Origin of the sequence: Nitrobacter sp. 62-23 (assembly GCF_001897285.1) — a bacterium.
Classification (GTDB): Bacteria; Pseudomonadota; Alphaproteobacteria; order Rhizobiales; family Xanthobacteraceae; genus Nitrobacter.
On the sequence record NZ_MKSM01000064.1, the window covers coordinates 28,271 to 44,444 of the forward strand.

The following is a 16,174-nucleotide window of genomic DNA, read 5'->3' on the forward strand; positions in this document are numbered from 1 at the left end:
GTTATATGGACTGCCCGCGCCGTCGCGCGTTGGGAATGCCTCTCTGTCGCGGACGGCGGAAATTGTGAGATGGTGTTCGTCTCACAACATTGTAGTGATTTGGGTCTGATCATGAACGCACTTCCGAACAACGTTACTGCGCTAAACGACGGTAAATTTAGCGCACCGCGCATTGAAGGCGGTCGCTTCGCAAAAGGTGGACCGGGCCGACCGGTTGGAAGTCGGAACCGCGTGTCAGGCGACGTTGCAAAGCAGATAGCCGCTCTTGGGCCTCGCGCTGTAGCGGCTCTAGCCGAAGCGCTTGATGAGCGACCTGTTCCCGCATGGGCTGTGCAATGCGTGTTTAAATACGTAGCGCCCGGACGCTTGATAGAACTTTTTGGCTGCACTCCTGAAGACTTGAGGCAGTCGTTCTGCGACGGTCAAATTACGGCGGATGAACTAAATTCTGCTGCGAGCGCGGTCGAGAAACTGAAACGCGTTGAGAGTGCCGAAATTGTCGAGCAACTGGCCCGCATTAACGCGAAGCTTGACCAGTACGGGAAATGATTAAGGACCGCGACCGGAAGTACATCGAAGCAATCATTGCAAAATATGAAAACTCAATATTCGCGCGGATCGAAAAGTTAACTGCCGAGCAACGCGAAGGATATGCTCTCTATTGTTGGCGCTTGAGCCGATGGGAAACGAATACCAAAGCAGAATGCCCCCGCGATTACGAAAATCCGGACGAATGGTTATACGTTCGCGCGCTTGCTGGATACGGACCAAATCTACGCGAAGATATTGAGACAGCGTTGTTCGGCAACGCAGTGCAAATCCTCGAAACCGATAGCGAACTCGTTATCCAACAACGGCGCAGATATTGATCCGATCACATGGGAACCAAAATCAACATTTAGATTTTTCGCAACGGTCCAGCAATTCGACCGCGCACATGGCCGCTACGCCGCAAACCGCGACCCGAATATCGAACGATGCATGGCGCTAACCTTCACTGACGGGATGAAGGAGCCGTTTCGTGTCGTCAAAAACGCTGTGTTCGATGGAAACGACTTGATGGTCAACGCGGAAACGCTGTGCGCGATCATTACCTTTTATTCGATGCGAAACGGCAATCGAAATCTCGCGTTCAAACCTCGCGAAATTAATCGGTTTTTTGAACAATACACTATGAGCGGAAACGATGCGTTGAAGTGGTTGGGCGTAGTTACTCCCCGCGAACGCATGCAAGCATTCTACAAAATTCTAAAATTCAAAGGATTGCTTGTCTTTAACGGCAACAGGACGGCCGTTCTCAAACGTCCAAACCCACAGAGGAAACCACCATGACCAACGAAGAATATCGCAAGGCCGGTCTATCCCATCTGGAATATTTTCGCGAATTACTGGAACGCAACGGAGACGAAGCATCGCTGGCATTGCACGCCGATCACTTGCGCGCGTTGCTCGCAGCGGCAACTCCGACTGCACATTGAATGCAACCCCGATAGTTAGTCGCTTTCCTATCAGGGCAGCTACTCCGATCACATCACCGGATGTACGTGATGTGATCGGAGTTTATATTTTCGAGATATTGCCACGATGCAGCAGCCGCAACGGAACGATAGGACGATTGAATTTTACAACCAAGTCAAAGATCGATGCGCCGAGATTGCAGCGCTCCCACCATCACAACATGACGCGGCAATCACAGCGCTCAGTAAAGAAACCGGCCTAACACCGATCACCATCGCGCCAATCATCGAAAAATATGCCCATCTGCGATTGCCTGACTATCCATCGCTGACGCGATCACGGAAGCTATGGCGCATAGCGCATCACTTGATACAACGTCCGAAAAGTTGTCTGATCCTCCTGTTTCTATTTTGGAGGATGCTTAGGACATGCGGACGTTAATGAACATCGCTCTATTTCTCGCACTTTGCGGCGGCATATCTTTGATCGGTTATGAGCATTCAAAACCACCTAAAACCAATGGTGAAGTTTGGGCCGCTCAATGCGCTGTCACATATACCAGCGCGCAAGATCGCAAAGATTGCGTCACGATGAAAGCCCTATACGAAGCAATGAAGGCGAATGAAAAGAATTATCAAAAGCGTTTGGATGAAGCGAGCCAATAGCAATGCGCACGTTTTTGATTATTGTCGGAATAATCGTTGCCGTCCCTGCCCTGATGTTTGTTTATTTGTTCTTTCACGCATTTCATGACGACAACATATTTAATGCCCATTGCACGTTGCAATCGGAATACCCGTTACAGCACAAGCGCTCCTATGCTTGCGACGATGGTTTCACCTATTGGAAGGAAAACGGGATCATAACTTCCGCAATCGGGAAAAAGGGAGCAACCCCGAAATACGGCTCATTTTGATATCTCTGCCGCAATCCGCCACGATCGCTCATAATGAACTCGCGCGGGCCGTTCTCTATTTGTGGTGCCGGTGGAGAGGATCGAACTCCCGACCTTTGGTTTACAAAACCACTGCACTACCGCTGTGCTACACCGGCCCGTCGCGCCCTCATATCGGATTGCGGCGTTTGCGGCAACGATTGCATATGGATTTACCCGAACGGTTACCCCTTACACAGCATCAACCACTATATGATTGAAATTATTTAGATCATTTTTAATTGGCAGCGGTTTTGTAAACCGAAGGTCGGGAGTTCGATCCTCTCCGCCGGCACCATTCCCCGAACGCTCAACCAATGCGTTCGAGTTGGGGTATTTGAGACAGATAGAAACGTAGATAACATGGCTTTCTATGGGGGCGATCAGCAATTTCAGCTTTCTTGCAGAGCAAGATGAACAGTTAGCGCGCCTGGGCGCGCTGGCCGAACGCTATTTCTTTGACGATGCGCCTTCGACGCTCATCAAGCTCCGGCAGTTCGCCGAATTTATCGCCAAGGATGTTGCCGCCCGTCACGGCCTTTTACCTTCACAGACAGCCAACTTCGACGACGTGCTTCGGGTCCTGAAGGTCAAGGCTGCTCTCCCGCGTGAGATTGCCGATCTTTTCTTCCACCTGAAGAAGCTCGGAAACGCTGCGGTTCACGAAAATGTCGGCACGGCCGCGCAGGCTCTCACCGCGTTGAAAATCGCGCGAGCGGCAGCGATCTGGTTTCATCAAAGCTATGGCGGTGCGCCGGGCTTCAAGCCGGGGCCGTTCGTCCCGCCGGCCGAACCTGTCGATTCCAGCGCCGCGCTCGCCGTGGAAATCGAGAAGCTACGCGCCCAGGTGCGGGCCAGTGCCGATAGCGAAGCGAAAGCACTCCTCGCCTATCAGGAGGCCGAGGGAGCACGCCTTCAGGCGATCGAGGCTGCGGAAGCCAGGCAGCGGGAACGCGAGTTCTGGGAGAACTATGCCGCCGAAACCGAGGCAGGGCTTCGACAGGCTGAAGCCGATCTGAAAGCCGCACAGGCGGCGGCTGAAGCAACTCCCCCGCAACAGCTTGATCTGCTGGCTAAGCTGGCGAGACAACAAGCTGAAACGGTCGAACTGGACGAAGCGACGACGCGAGTTCTGATCGATGACCAGCTTCGTGCGGCTGGCTGGACCGTGGACAGTGCAGTGCTACTGCACTCGGCTGGCGTTCGGCCTCAGCCGGGACAGGCAATCGCCATCGCCGAATGGCCGACAGAAAGCGGTCCCGCGGACTATGCGCTCTTTGTCGAAGGGCGATGCGTCGGCGTCATCGAAGCCAAGCGGAACGTCAAGGATGTGCCGGGTCGGCTGGGACAGGCCAAGCGTTATGCGCGCGACATCATCCTGACGCAGGAGGAAACCCCGCTCGACAGCCCCTGGGCGCAGGGTCTTGAGCAATTCCGTGTGCCGTTTCTTTTCGTCACCAACGGTCGGCCCTATGTGAAACAACTCGCCACCAAGTCAGGCATCTGGTTCTGGGACGCGAGAACCGATGCCGCACCACACGCGCTCGCCGAATGGTTCTCGCCCCGCGACCTGACGGAGCGACTGGAGCAGCAGGTTGGTCCGAACATAACGGAACTCGCCGAACGGGAAATCGGCGTGACCGGATTGCGTCCCTATCAGCAAGAGGCGATTCTCGCGGTCGAGGAAGCCATCGCCCGCCATCAGGACCACATTCTGCTCGCGATGGCGACCGGCACCGGCAAGACCCGCCTCGCCATCGCGCTCATGTACGAGCTTCTGCGCGCCAAGCGTTTCCGCCGCATCCTTTTCCTCGTGGACCGGAACGCACTCGGCCGGCAGACTCTGGATGCGATGAGCACGACCGACACCTCGGGCTTCCTCAAGTTCGACCAGGTCTTCCCGGTCGCTGATCTTGCCCGCAAATTCCCGGAAGCCACCGATCGGGTCCAGGTCGCGACGGTCCAAGCCATGATCCGTCGTGTATTCGATGATCCCGATGCCGAACGGCCAACACCTGGAACCTATGATCTCATCATCGTGGACGAAGCTCATCGGGGCTACACGCTGGATGCCGAGTTGCGGGAGGAAGACCTTGGCTTTCGGAATCTCGACGATTATCTGTCCGCCTATCGCCGTGTGCTCGACTATTTCGATGCCACCAAGATCGCGCTAACGGCGACGCCGGCGCTGCACACTCGCGAAATTTTCGGTGCTCCCGTATTCCGGTATGGCTATCGTCAGGCCGTGATCGACGGCTATTTGATCGACCATCGCCCTCCGCGCCGGATCACGACGGCACTCAGTCAGACCGGCATCACCTTCGACAGGGGTGAAGACGTCAATATCGTCGATCCGCGCACCGGCCAAATCGACCTGTTCAACCTCGATGACCAGGTCGATTTCGAGGTCGCCGAGTTCAACAAGAAAGTTTACACGCGCGCCTTCAACCGGGCGGTGGCGGAAGCAGTCGCGGCGGAGTGCCCGCCCAACCAGCCGGGCAAGACTCTGTTGTTCGCTGCGCGGGACGATCACGCCGACATCCTTGTCGAGGAACTACGCGCGGCCCTGACAGATGAATACGGCCCCCAGCCGCACGACATCGTCGAGAAGATCACCGGCTCGGTGGACAAGCCGCTCGACCGCATCAAGGTCTTCAAGAACGATCCTCGCCCGAAATATGTCGTCACCGTCGATCTGCTGACGACCGGGATCGACATCCCCTCGATCGTCAATCTGGTCTTTGTCCGCCGCGTGAACAGCCGCATTCTCTATGACCAGATGATCGGCCGCGCCACGCGCCGCTGCGACGAGATCGGCAAGGAGTACTTCCGCATCTTCGATGCGGTGGACATCTACGCCAATCTGCAAGAGGTCACCGACATGCGGCCGGTGGTGGTCAATCCGGCGCTGACCTTCGCCACCCTCGTCAGCGATCTGGAGCGGGCCACGACGGACGACGACCGCGCCTATGTCCGCGACCAGATTATCGTAAAGCTGCGCCAGCGCCTCCGTCACATCAACCAGGCGCAGCGCGACACGCTCGAAACGGTGCTCGGGCCGCTCGACACGCTGGCTGATCGCCTGACCGCAGCGCCGCCTGCCGACACGATCACGCTATTCCGGCAGCACCCTGCGCTTGCAACCGTCCTCGACGGCGCCCAACCGGATCGCCCGCGCGACGGCATTTTCATATCCGAGCATGAGGATGAACTTGTCTCGGTCGAGGACAATTTTGGCGGCCGGGCCAGTCCAGGCGATTACATCGAGCATTTCGAGGCATTTGTCCGCGCCAACATGAACAAGGTGCCGGCGCTTGTAGCCGCCACCCAAAGGCCGCGCGAACTGACCCGCAAGGAATTGAAGGAGCTTGCCGTCCTGCTCGACGCCGAGGGTTTCTCCGAAGCCAGCCTGCGCCGCGCCTACGGCAGCGCGCGCAATGCCGACATCGCTGCCCATATCATCGGCTTCGTCCGTCAGGCCGCGCTCGGCGACCCGCTGGTTCCTTATGAGACCCGCGTAGAGAACGGCGTCCAACGCCTTCTGGCCAGCCGATCATGGACGCCCAAGCAGAAGCAGTGGCTGACCCGCATTGGCCGCGTCTTGAAGGCCCAGCCGGTCGGCGACCCCGAAATCCTATCCGATCCTCTGTTCGCTCAGGCCGGAGGCTTCGAGGTGATTGATCGCGAGTTCAATTCCGGCCTGACAGACGTGCTCAAGGATTTGAACGCTGCGATCTGGGACGGCGGAAAAGCTGCATGATGAAAGAACAACGATGAATCCGTCTTCCGATCTGGTGAACAAACTCTGGCGGCTCTGCGCGCTTCTCCGCAAGGATGGCGTGACCTATCAGCAATATGTCACCGAACTCACCTATCTGCTGTTCCTCAAGATGGCGTCCGAGCAGAAGGATGAAAGCCGCATCCCCCAGCAATATCGCTGGGGCGCGCTGAAAGGTGCGAGCGAGACCGAGGTTCTTCAGCGTTACAAGCAGGCGCTGATCGATCTTGGCGATGGCGCGAAGGTGAAGGATCGTTCGGTGGTGGCGATCTTCCAGAACGCGACGACGATCGTTCGCGAACCGGCCAATCTGCGCAAGCTGATCGATGCTATCGACGGCCTGCACTGGTTCACCGTGGAGCGCGACGCCTTTGGCGATGCCTATGAGGGTCTGCTCCAGCGCATGGCCGAAGAAACCAAGCGCGGCGCCGGACAATATTTCACCCCGCGCGCGCTAATCGATGTGATGGTCCGCCTGATGCAGCCGAAGCCCGGCGAGGTCATCCAGGACCCAGCGGCGGGCACCGGCGGCTTCCTGATTGCCGCCAACAGCTTCATGAAGGACGCGAGCGACGACTATTTTGAACTTTCGCCCAAGCAGCAGGCATTCCAGCTTCAACAAGCCCTGCGCGGCATCGAGAACGTGCCCGACACTTTCCGCCTGCTCCTGATGAACCTGCACCTGCACGCCATCGACCCGGACAATCTCGATCTTGCCGATACGCTCTCGCCGGCCGGGTCACGCACGCAGTTCAAGAATGCCGATCTGATCCTCACCAATCCACCGTTCGGCCCGGCTGGCGGACCGCCGACCCGTGACGACCTGACGATCACCGACCGCGTATCGTCCTATCAGCTGCCCTTCGTCGAGCATTGTATCCGCGCCTTGAAGCTCGGCGGACGCGCCGCGGTGGTCGTGCCGGACAATGTGCTGTTCGACGACGGGCGCGGCAAGGCGCTGCGCCAGCGGTTGATGAACTGGTGCGACCTGCACACCATCCTGCGCCTGCCGACCGGCCTCTTTTATGCGCAGGGTGTGAAGACCAATGTGTTGTTCTTCACCCGCGCCAAGGAGGAAGCCCCGGCGAAAGACGCAACCCGCGCGGTGTGGATTTATGATGCTCGCTCGGGCGCGCCGTCTTATGGCAAGACCAATCCGTTTAGGGTCTCCGACCTCGACGATTTCGCCAATGCTTTTGGCGGCGACCCGCTAGGCGGCGCCAAGCGCAAGGATCAAGGCGAGGAAGGCCGCTTCCGTCGTTTCACCCGTGCGGAGATTGCTGCGCGTGGAGATAATCTCGACATCACTTGGCTGAAGGACACGAGCGCCGAGACAGAGGATGGGTTCGATACACCCGAGGATATTGCCGCTGCGATCGAAGGACACTTGAAAACTGCGTTAGAGGAGATTGCCGCCCTGGTGGGCGAATTGGACGAGAGGATATCAGAACCAATGACTGCGGAGGTTAGTCCGTGAGTTTTGGTGAAGACGTTGATGACCTTGTCGAAGGTTCCCAAGACCACTTAATCGGAAAAGCGACCAGATGGCCCCGCGTGCGGCTTGGTGAAGTCGCCGTTATTCTCAATGGTTTTCCATGGAAATCCGAGCGATTCAACAAGTCGACCGGCGTGCCACTCATTCGTATCCGCGATGTCACGACCGGTCAGACGGAAACTTTCTATAACGGTCCTATCACAGAGGGCTATTGGATCGATCCGGGTGATCTCCTCGTAGGTATGGATGGTGATTTCAATGTCCGGCGCTGGTCAGCAGAGCGAGGCTTATTGAATCAGCGGGTCTGCAAGATCGTCGCACATCCAGACCAGTATGATACCTATCTTCTCGAATACTTGCTGCCTGGATATCTGCGGCTCATCAATCAGGTGACCAGTTCCGTTACCGTGAAGCATTTGTCTTCACGGACACTGGCCGAATTACCTCTCCCGCTTCCCCCTATCGCCGAACAGCGCCGCATCGTCGCCAGGCTGGATGCGCTGACCGCCCGCATCGCCCGCGCGCGGGCGGAATTGGATCGCGTGCCGGTACTGGCCGCACATTTTCGTAGAATGGCGTTGGTCGCATGTTTCAGCAGCGTTCCCAATGCTCCAATCGAATTGGGAACGCTTCTCCGTGCTATCGAAGCCGGCAAGAACCTTCGCTGCGAAGAACGTATTCCGCGCGAAGGCGAGAACGGCGTCGTGAAGGTCAGTGCTGTCACATGGGGACGCTTCGACGCTACGCAATCAAAGACTTTGCCATCTGACTATGAGGCCCCGGAGAAGTCGCGTATTAGAAAAGGCGATCTTTTAATATCGCGCGCAAACACGCTTGAATTGGTTGGCGCCGTAGTTCTGGTAGAAAATCAACCGCGCGATCTTTTCCTGAGCGACAAGATTCTTCGCCTTGCTGCCGATGATGCCGATAAGAAATGGATTTTGTGGTTTCTTAGGTCGCCAGACGGACGCAATCAGATTGAAGCATTGGCGACGGGTAATCAGCTTTCGATGCGCAACATCAGCCAAGAAGCGTTGCGCCAGATAAAATTACCTATACCAGATGTCGCAACGAGAACGCAGCGTGTCAGAATGTTGGAGACCGCCTTCGCCCGCGCCGACCGTCTTGAAGCGGAAGCTGCCCGCGCCCGCGCGCTGCTCGACAGGCTGGAATCTGCCATTCTCGCCAAAGCCTTTCGCGGCGAACTAGTGCCGCAGGACGACAACGACGAACCGGCGAGCGTACTGCTGGAGCGCATCCGCGCGCAGCGTGCCGTCGCTCCCAAAAAGACAAGGGTAGCGCGCCATTCACGCGCAAGCGGCTAACGACGTTTTCGGAAGATCGACTTCGGTGGTCAAGCCTGCGCCGGCTCCAAGGCTTCCAGGACACGTCGCTCGCGCATCAGCTTGCCATTTCGCGTCGTTCTAATCACCTTGATTTGCGCTTGGACCGGCTGAAGCAGCAATCGTTCTTTGAACGCCGCGTCGGCTGTATACTTCAAGGCGAGATCATCCGAGATCGAGCCTTTGATTGTAACGGCATCGTCACCAGGCGGTTTGAGCTCAAACTCGTGAGATTCGGGAAGAATGCCAAGAAGTATGCCGTCTACGGTTTCGGCTTCCTCGGTAACTTCAACCTCGTTGAGCCGCTGTGAAAGACGCCCCACATCGGCCAACGAAAGTGTCAGCCGCTCTTGGTCACCCACAATCTTCGTGCTTGCCCCCGCCTCGTGGAGGACTTTGGCAAACTTCTGAACCGCACCGACCACGCGAGGCTGCGTACTCTCAAGGGTGCTCTCGAAGACATCGTCCGTCGCGTCAGTCAAGGTCGTCAACAGTTGCGTGACGCTCTCGACGGTATCTTTCAGGGGAGTCGGAAGCATTTCGTGCAGCTCAGGCGCAATCTCCTCCAGCACAAAGCCCATCGATCCTCGAACGAGGTCGCGGATGAATAGCCGCGACTTGTCGGCGCCAGGCAGTCTTCCACGCTCCGGAAGATCATCCTGCGAGAGCCGCGCAGCAAGCGCCAGTGAAATGATCTTCTGGTAGCTATCGAGAGCATCCGTCGTGAAGTCGAGCCTAATGTCGCCTGAACCGATGACCGGATTGCCGTCGAAGATAAGTGCCACGGAGGCGTAATTGGAGCTCGAAGCGGAGAGCGCGGCGATCTGCGCGTCAATTTCCGCGAGCCTCGTCTGCCACATATGGCGCGCGGTTGCCCAGGGGTTATCGCCAACCTCCGCCAACTGTCGCTCGACGTAGCGGCGATCTGCCTTAAGAGCTTCGATGGACAGGAGCGTCGGCATCACGCGCTCCCCAACGATGCCAGCGCAGCTTGATCGCCTGCCGGATCAAGCATGAGCGCCAAAAATCCCTTCCAGGCAAACGTGCCGCGCTGATGGGAGAATAGCCCATACCAGTAAATCACGCCCTGAATGAGACGAATTGGCGTGAGCTCCTCGTAGAGAAGCGCATAGGTGTCCAACGAAAAGCGTTGCTTGTTCTTATCGCGATCTGCGATTTCCGTTTGCCAAAAACTTATTCCAGCACTGGCCCATGCCGTCATGTCAGAGGCATACTTCTGGGGGCACTTAATATGCTGAATACGTCGATGTCGCTTGGTGATCGGTTGGCCGCACCCTCGACGTTCTCGACGAAGCTGCCATCAATGAATTGAATGCCACTCTGATAGCCGTCGCTGGCCAGCAACGCGCGGTATGCGATCAGGTTCCGCAAAAGCTGCCGCCGCTGCGGTGTCGTTCCTAGCTGTGTTACGACCTCTGCCATTGTTGCGGGGTACGGGGAGCGATCCTGTGTCGTCGCGTCCGCCCCGACAAACGGCGGCAATAGGCCGCGCATGTCAAATGGCGGAACCGGCACCCTCACTCCCCCTCTTGGGCAGATTATACTATTTTGGTTCCGCTTATGAAGCGTAAAGATTGATGGAGCCAACCGGCAGGTCGGAAAGGAAAATTCCGGTTACAATGCGTGGGGCGTGCTCGGCCACACGCTCTGCCCGGCTCCGCCGAGCGGAGGATGTCCCCGCACGACGAAGGGCGGCGCGGTGGATAGGTCCACCACGGCGAAGCCAGCCAAATCGCCAGGACTGGCACCGATGTGCTGCTCGGCGGCGGTGAGCGCGGCCGCCTCGTTGGCGGCTTGGACGATGACCGTGTTGCAGCGATCAGAACGACGCTTCTCCGGGGCGTCAGCGAAAACGCAATAAATCGTCATGGTCATTCCTCCCCATTATTGTTGGTAAGAGCATCAAGATCGGAGAGATCGGCGCCGACTTTCTCCTCCTCGCGCCGCATGATCGCGGTCTGCAAATTGCGGGTCAGGTTCGTCCTGCCGGTCTCGAAGGCGGAGTCGGAATGCAGCGTTTCGATCGCAATGCGCTCGGTTTCCATGATGGCCTGCGTGACGCGGCGATGATCTTCGCCAACCAAGGTATCAGCCAGCTCATGCGCGGAGAAAGGACGGTCGTGGATCGGCAGCATCGAGATGCGGGTGCACAGCGCCGCTCCCAACTCCTTGTCTTTCGTCGAGGCCGCATAGGAGGCAAGCGATGCTAGTTCGGTCGGGCCTGAATTTGCGATCTGTCCGAGCAGCCGGCTGCGGCGCTCGCTGCCCAGGCTCTCGCGCATCAAGCATTGCATCGCGGATTGGTAATGGACACGGACGGCCGTGGCCTCGTCGCGAAGACGGCCCGCCTCACGGACAAGAGCAACCCGCGCATCGGCGGACTTCCGCCGCAGTTCGGCGCGGTGGCCGTTGACGGCGCGCGTCACGATCTTGCTTCTCTCATTTGCAGAAAGGTCGGCCAGGCTGCGCTCGACGTCGGTGCGCCGCTGCGTAACCTGGCCTTCAAGAGTCGCCAGCATTTTCGCGTACTGATCGCGATTTTCTCTGGCCCGGCCAAGCCGCTGGATCAAATCCGTCGCGGAAAGCCAATTGCTCGCAAGGGCCGCATTTTTAACCGCCATGTCCATCTCCTTTCGCTCCGCATCACGCGAAGGCCCGGGCGAGAACAGGCGCGGCACAGCCGCATCGTCGTCACCGCCATCGCGGTTCGGGCCAATCAGCATCGGCCCTAACGCAATGATGATGCGACAATCATCTTCCGGTATGGACCAGCACTAACTCTCCATCAGCTTGCGCAAGAAGCGGGCCGCATCATCTTTGCGACCGCCGCGATAGAGAAAATCCTGGACGGCATGGCCGCACTGTAGAACGAGGTCGCTCGCCGCCAGCGCAATCGGGTGATTTTCATCGGCGCAGAGCGCATATTCGCTCTGGCGAAACTTTACCTTCTGCCGAGCTATGGCCTTGGCGATCATCCGCCTGTTGAAATCAATTTCTTCTTCCACCGTCATCATCGTGTTTCTCCTTTCGCTGTTGCCTGCACTATCAGCGCAGGGACACCTCAGCAGAAGGTCAAGCCGAAGACGACCAACGTTTGGGTCTGCAAATGTTGATTGACTTTTATCACCCGCCCGCATTGCCGCGATGAACGGCCTGATGCTCAGCGGCCATTTCTTCCCACAATGCGATGCCTTCCGGCGCGGCACCCAATTCCAACCGCCAATAGCCAATGCAGGTGACGACGCCGCCGAAACCGGTAAGCATCTTCTGTGCCCCGCGATGGCGACGACAGGTTTCCGGTGCGGTCGCGTCAAGCCGCGCAATTAAATCCTCGGCGGCTATCAGGTCGCGAAGAAGCCGCTTTGCCGCGTTAGCCTTCGATGACGATCGGCTGTCGCTGTCCGTGTTGTTCGACATCGAGGTATTTCTCCAGCAAGCCGATGAGCGCATTGCGGTCGGCCGGCTCCATTTTGGCAATGACACGCGGATCGAGCCCGACTGGCCCGGACGTGTCGGCAGGGCCGTCGCCGACAACGGCGAGGAATCCGTTCAACCGCTCGGGCCACCGGAACTTCAAAAGGACTTCGATCAATCGATCGCTCGGCTCGTCTTCATCAAGCGAGCGCTCGAAGGCACGGCCTAAAACATGATGAAAGGCAGCGTCCATGGCCTGCGCATATTTGGCGCCGAACTCCAGGTCGCGCTTGCGGTGGTCGTGGATGGTCGCAGCCGATACGCCCGTCGCGTTCGCAGCCGTCTTCGGCGAGCCGGTCCTGGCGACGATGTCTAGCACGCGCGTCTCGATGGCCGGCGACCACTTGCGATCCATGGTGGGACGGCGGATGTCGCGTGTCTCCAATGCCCGGCTCTTTACTTTCGTGGTCATGGCCAACTTCTCTCGCATTTCTCACGCAAGAGAATGCAGCTTGCGGAGCGTGCGGGACGCCAGCAATTGCCTCGCATATTTTTCAGGTGTGAGATTGCCGGCTCAGTTTCAAAAGTGAGGGCCGCTGTGCCGGTGGCAGTCACAGGACGCCGGCCGCCTTGCAACGGGAAGTCGGTTTTCACTCCCGCCGTCGTGCCGCTGCAATCATCTTGCATGATTGCCTCATGCCCCTCTAGGCACTCTCTTACCTCCCGGCATCATGGAGGCGTTCCCGGTGCCTGGGCCGGTGCTTTGGATAGCAACGACGACCATGCCCTTGATCGGACTCGCCTTCGGGACTCAAGCCTTCCAATCGCTGATTAGATGCTCTGGCATACTGACAGCGTCCTGGGCAGCTTCGATGCCCTTTCCTGTGCCTTCCTCAAGGCCGATGTCATCGAAGGCTTCCATGACCACCGCTGACTGACTGCGCCACGCGCGCGAGGTCCACGGGGCCTGCGTGTCGCGTGTGTTTTCCAGGCGTGAAGGTGGACAGGTAGACAGAGCTTTCTCGACGTTTCGAAGTTCATAAGGCTTACAGCGTCGATATCGTCATGCCCTTCATCGGGCCATTGTTATCCATCCTGCCATAATCTGAAAAGTGATTGTCTACCTGTCTACTTGATAGCTAAAGCCATGAAATTATTAGCGAAGCCGGTGGACGACGAAGGCCATCCACCGGCTGTCGCTCCTGTCTACCTCTTGAACTGGTCGAGCATGTCATCCGACCTGTGGCTCAAATAGGCGTCGATCCTGCCGGAAGCGCCGATATTGTCCCAGATGTCATGATTGCGCACCGACCAAAGCTGATAGGCAGGACGCCTCCTGTCGGCCTTGGTGTAGCGGGCATGGCTGACGGCGCCGATCTCGTCCTTGAGGAACTTCGACACCCGAGCCCGAAGGTTCGAGCGACCACGAAGCGCCGAAGGTACGGCATCGACCAGTTCATCGACACGCACCAAGTCGAAGTCGAAGGGCGGCTGCCGCTCCTCGAACAATTCGAGGAGATACGCCTCGGCGTCGCCGATCGACAGCCGCCGCATCGCCTCCTTGCCGGCCGTGAACGGCGCCACGCCATGCGGGTTCAAGGCGACCTTGCGCTTGAGCAGCCAGTGCTTGACGTAGGCAGCGCCGTCGCCGTCAAGGAACTCGAACACCCCCTGATAATAGGCGCTGTCCCTCGGCCTCGCAGGCGAGAACACCACGAGCCACCGCCTGTCGCCGTGCTCGATCGGCAGGGCATCCTCATGGTTGGTGAAGCTGATGAAGTTCAGGCAGTTCGGGATCGAGTAGAGCGAGCAGTTCTTCTCCTCGATCCTGATCGTCGGGTCAGTGATCGCCGGCTTGAGCCTGTTCGCCACCTCCTTGCGCCCGAGCGTCATCAACTCCTCGATGACGGCAAGCTGAGCGCCTTCCATCCACGCCGTCCAGTGCGACACGACCTCCTCATTCGAAGGCCGAACAGTGTTTCGGCTGCCGACGATCTTCTCCATCAGCCGGCCGATCCAGCTCTTGCCGGTCCCCTGCGCGCCACGGATGAGCAGCGCGAAGTGGATCTTGTCGGCAGGCCGCTGCACCAGCAGAGCGAGATAGTCGAGAACGTGGTCGCGGTCCTTCTCGTCGGGAAAGAGATAGGCCATGTGGACCAGGAACGGCGTCACGTCTCCCGGCTTCGCATCGACGCCGTCCTTGCGCCAGATGTTGTAGCGGTTGCCGCTCTTGCCATCCGGGAATTCCGCCTTCTCGGGCAGATAGACCAGAGATTCGAACTTGCGCATCGGAACACGACCCTTCCAGATGGCGTTCAAAACCTCGCCATCGGGATTGAGACCGGCATAAAGCGCCTTCCACTGGTCGGTTCGGTACTTCTTGCCGTCCTCGCGCCGAACGAACTGCATGGCATCGGCCACGAACACCCAATCGTCCCACACCGAGCCCGACTTCTTCGGCTCGGTATCCAAGTCATCGGGGAAGTCGTCCTCGGGCTCGACACGATCGATCGCCTCGACCGCCTGACGCCGCTTCTCATTGGGCAGGAAGCCGATCAGCGTCCTGACCGTGATCCCGTTCGGCTTCGCATCGAGCGAATCCCAGCGCCGCCGAATGATCTCGCTATGATCCGAATAGTCAGTGTCCGAAGTACTCCAGGCGATGAACTGGTCGACGCCCGCGCCGTTGGTCGCATGGTGGCAGGCCATCATCATGTCCTGCCACTTCCTCTGATCCTTGAACTCGGTCGGATCGACCGACTCTAGCCATTCGGCCAGAGTTTCGGGATCGATCGCGCCGGGCTCGTCGCTCGAAGCCTCGACGGTCGGCTTCCTGATCGCGTCCAGGAGCCTGTCGGGCAGCATCGGCGCTTCCGACAGCGAACAGCGCAACGGATCATCGTCGAAGCGATAGAGCCGGCTCGTATCAGGATGAACCGAGCCTGCCGCAACAACGTAATGACCAGCCGTTCGGAACTCGAAGCCGGGATAGCTATCGTGCTCGTATCTGACGATCTCTTCCGCCGGCTTCCTGAAATAGAGGTGGTATCCGCCGCCGCCGGTCAGCACGAAAGGGTGCGCCGGCAGGTCGAAATCCCGCAGGAAGCGAGCAAGCACGTCGTCGCCATCGGGGAAACGCCTCGGATCGATGTCGATCACCAAATCCGTGTTCGACATCCTGAAGCCGACGTTGCCACCTTCGGCCATCCAGCGCTTGCCGCCATCAACGCCGATAGAGGGCAAGTCCTTCCAGCGTCCGACCGGCTCCTTTCCACGAAGCCGGATCAGCTTGTCGCCATGACCCGCCTGTCCGTACTCGTTGAGCAAGCTCGCATCCTGGAACGACGGCGTTTCGGAAATGCCGACTTCGGCATTCTCAACAACGTCGGCGTCGAACCCGGCACTCTTCTCCCGAGCCCCAGCGGGCGCATCGATCTCCCCGATGTGCCCGTTCTCGTTTTCCAGAACGTCGCTCATCGGTTGTCCTCCCCACGCACGAAGGCATCGAGGTCCGCAACGTTGTATCGAACCGACTTTCCGTTGATGAGATGGTAGCGCGGGCCTTCGCCGCGAGCGCGCCAGGTCTTCAAGGTTCCGGGCTCGCAGCCGATATAGGCCGCGGCTGACTCCGTATCGTGCCAGGGAGAGCGGCTATGGGCATCGAGAACGCGCCGCAGCGTGCTCTCGACAAGATCGATCGTGATGTCCGTCATGGGACACACCTCCAGTAA

Annotated in this window: 18 protein-coding genes and 1 tRNA gene; 9 read left to right on the forward strand and 10 right to left on the reverse strand. The window is 58.4% G+C overall.

What is annotated here, in order from left to right; genetic code table 11:
* Positions 1-69: 69 nt before the first annotated feature.
* From BGO16_RS05310 to BGO16_RS05330, 5 genes are all read left to right on the forward strand, one after another.
* The gene (locus tag BGO16_RS05310; protein ID WP_292617542.1) at positions 70-549 is read left to right on the forward strand and encodes a hypothetical protein; all 480 of its coding nucleotides are present in this window, start codon (positions 70-72) and stop codon (positions 547-549) included.
* A complete protein-coding gene (locus BGO16_RS05315; protein WP_292617543.1) occupies positions 546-869 on the forward strand; it encodes a hypothetical protein in 324 nt (107 codons plus the stop codon). The genes BGO16_RS05310 and BGO16_RS05315 overlap by 4 nt, the downstream gene beginning before the upstream one ends.
* Positions 870-981: 112 nt before the next feature.
* The gene (locus tag BGO16_RS05320) at positions 982-1,332 is read left to right on the forward strand and encodes a hypothetical protein (protein ID WP_292617544.1); all 351 of its coding nucleotides are present in this window, start codon (positions 982-984) and stop codon (positions 1,330-1,332) included.
* Entirely contained in the window at positions 1,329-1,478 is a 150-nt protein-coding gene (locus BGO16_RS05325; RefSeq protein WP_292617545.1) for a hypothetical protein, read from the forward strand. The genes BGO16_RS05320 and BGO16_RS05325 overlap by 4 nt, the downstream gene beginning before the upstream one ends.
* Positions 1,479-1,886: 408 nt before the next feature.
* Positions 1,887-2,123: a hypothetical protein gene (locus BGO16_RS05330; protein WP_292617546.1), complete on the forward strand. Its 237-nt coding sequence runs from the start codon at positions 1,887-1,889 to the stop codon at positions 2,121-2,123.
* Positions 2,124-2,436: 313 nt separating this feature from the next.
* Here BGO16_RS05330 and BGO16_RS05335 read toward each other — a convergent pair.
* A tRNA-Thr gene (locus BGO16_RS05335) sits at positions 2,437-2,511 on the reverse strand.
* A 254-nt stretch (positions 2,512-2,765) separates the two neighbouring features.
* Between BGO16_RS05335 and hsdR the strand changes: the two genes are divergently transcribed.
* Genes hsdR through BGO16_RS05350 form a run of 3 tightly spaced genes read left to right on the forward strand, consistent with a single transcriptional unit; the run spans position 2,766 to position 8,990 of the window.
* The gene (hsdR, locus tag BGO16_RS05340) at positions 2,766-6,152 is read left to right on the forward strand and encodes a type I restriction-modification system endonuclease (protein ID WP_292617547.1); all 3,387 of its coding nucleotides are present in this window, start codon (positions 2,766-2,768) and stop codon (positions 6,150-6,152) included.
* A gap of 13 nt (positions 6,153-6,165) precedes the next feature.
* A complete protein-coding gene (locus BGO16_RS05345) occupies positions 6,166-7,647 on the forward strand; it encodes an N-6 DNA methylase (protein WP_292617548.1) in 1,482 nt (493 codons plus the stop codon).
* Entirely contained in the window at positions 7,644-8,990 is a 1,347-nt protein-coding gene (locus BGO16_RS05350; RefSeq protein WP_292617549.1) for a restriction endonuclease subunit S, read from the forward strand. The genes BGO16_RS05345 and BGO16_RS05350 overlap by 4 nt, the downstream gene beginning before the upstream one ends.
* Before the next feature lie 29 nt (positions 8,991-9,019).
* Here the strand turns inward: BGO16_RS05350 and BGO16_RS05355 are convergent, their stop codons facing one another.
* From BGO16_RS05355 to BGO16_RS05370, 4 genes are all read right to left on the reverse strand, one after another.
* Positions 9,020-9,970, reverse strand: coding sequence for a hypothetical protein (locus BGO16_RS05355; protein ID WP_292617550.1), 951 nt, complete (start codon positions 9,968-9,970; stop codon positions 9,020-9,022).
* Positions 9,970-10,230 carry a hypothetical protein gene (locus tag BGO16_RS05360; protein ID WP_292617551.1) on the reverse strand — a complete coding sequence of 87 codons (261 nt, stop codon included), beginning with the start codon at positions 10,228-10,230 and terminating at the stop codon, positions 9,970-9,972. The genes BGO16_RS05355 and BGO16_RS05360 overlap by 1 nt, the downstream gene beginning before the upstream one ends.
* A 413-nt stretch (positions 10,231-10,643) precedes the next feature.
* Complete coding sequence (locus BGO16_RS05365; RefSeq protein WP_292617552.1) at positions 10,644-10,904, reverse strand: hypothetical protein; 261 nt, start codon at positions 10,902-10,904, stop codon at positions 10,644-10,646.
* On the reverse strand, positions 10,901-11,311 hold the full coding sequence (locus BGO16_RS05370) for a hypothetical protein (RefSeq protein WP_292617553.1): 411 nt from the start codon (positions 11,309-11,311) through the stop codon (positions 10,901-10,903). The genes BGO16_RS05365 and BGO16_RS05370 overlap by 4 nt, the downstream gene beginning before the upstream one ends.
* A 24-nt stretch (positions 11,312-11,335) precedes the next feature.
* Here BGO16_RS05370 and BGO16_RS05375 point away from each other — a divergent pair, with 24 nt between their 5' ends.
* On the forward strand, positions 11,336-11,761 hold the full coding sequence (locus BGO16_RS05375) for a hypothetical protein (protein ID WP_292617554.1): 426 nt from the start codon (positions 11,336-11,338) through the stop codon (positions 11,759-11,761).
* A gap of 42 nt (positions 11,762-11,803) precedes the next feature.
* Here BGO16_RS05375 and BGO16_RS05380 read toward each other — a convergent pair whose 3' ends face one another.
* From BGO16_RS05380 to BGO16_RS05400, 5 genes are all read right to left on the reverse strand, one after another.
* The gene (locus tag BGO16_RS05380; RefSeq protein ID WP_292617555.1) at positions 11,804-12,043 is read right to left on the reverse strand and encodes a hypothetical protein; all 240 of its coding nucleotides are present in this window, start codon (positions 12,041-12,043) and stop codon (positions 11,804-11,806) included.
* A gap of 109 nt (positions 12,044-12,152) precedes the next feature.
* Positions 12,153-12,446 (reverse strand): hypothetical protein, encoded by a 294-nt coding sequence (locus BGO16_RS05385; protein ID WP_292617556.1) that lies wholly within the window; start codon positions 12,444-12,446, stop codon positions 12,153-12,155.
* On the reverse strand, positions 12,400-12,915 hold the full coding sequence (locus BGO16_RS05390) for a hypothetical protein (RefSeq protein WP_292617557.1): 516 nt from the start codon (positions 12,913-12,915) through the stop codon (positions 12,400-12,402). Before BGO16_RS05390 ends, BGO16_RS05385 begins: the two co-directional genes overlap by 47 nt.
* A gap of 734 nt (positions 12,916-13,649) precedes the next feature.
* Positions 13,650-15,920, reverse strand: a complete 2,271-nt coding sequence (locus BGO16_RS05395) for a DUF5906 domain-containing protein (protein ID WP_292617558.1) — start codon at positions 15,918-15,920, stop codon at positions 13,650-13,652.
* Positions 15,917-16,156 (reverse strand): helix-turn-helix domain-containing protein, encoded by a 240-nt coding sequence (locus BGO16_RS05400; protein ID WP_292617559.1) that lies wholly within the window; start codon positions 16,154-16,156, stop codon positions 15,917-15,919. Before BGO16_RS05400 ends, BGO16_RS05395 begins: the two co-directional genes overlap by 4 nt.
* Positions 16,157-16,174 lie beyond the last annotated feature (18 nt).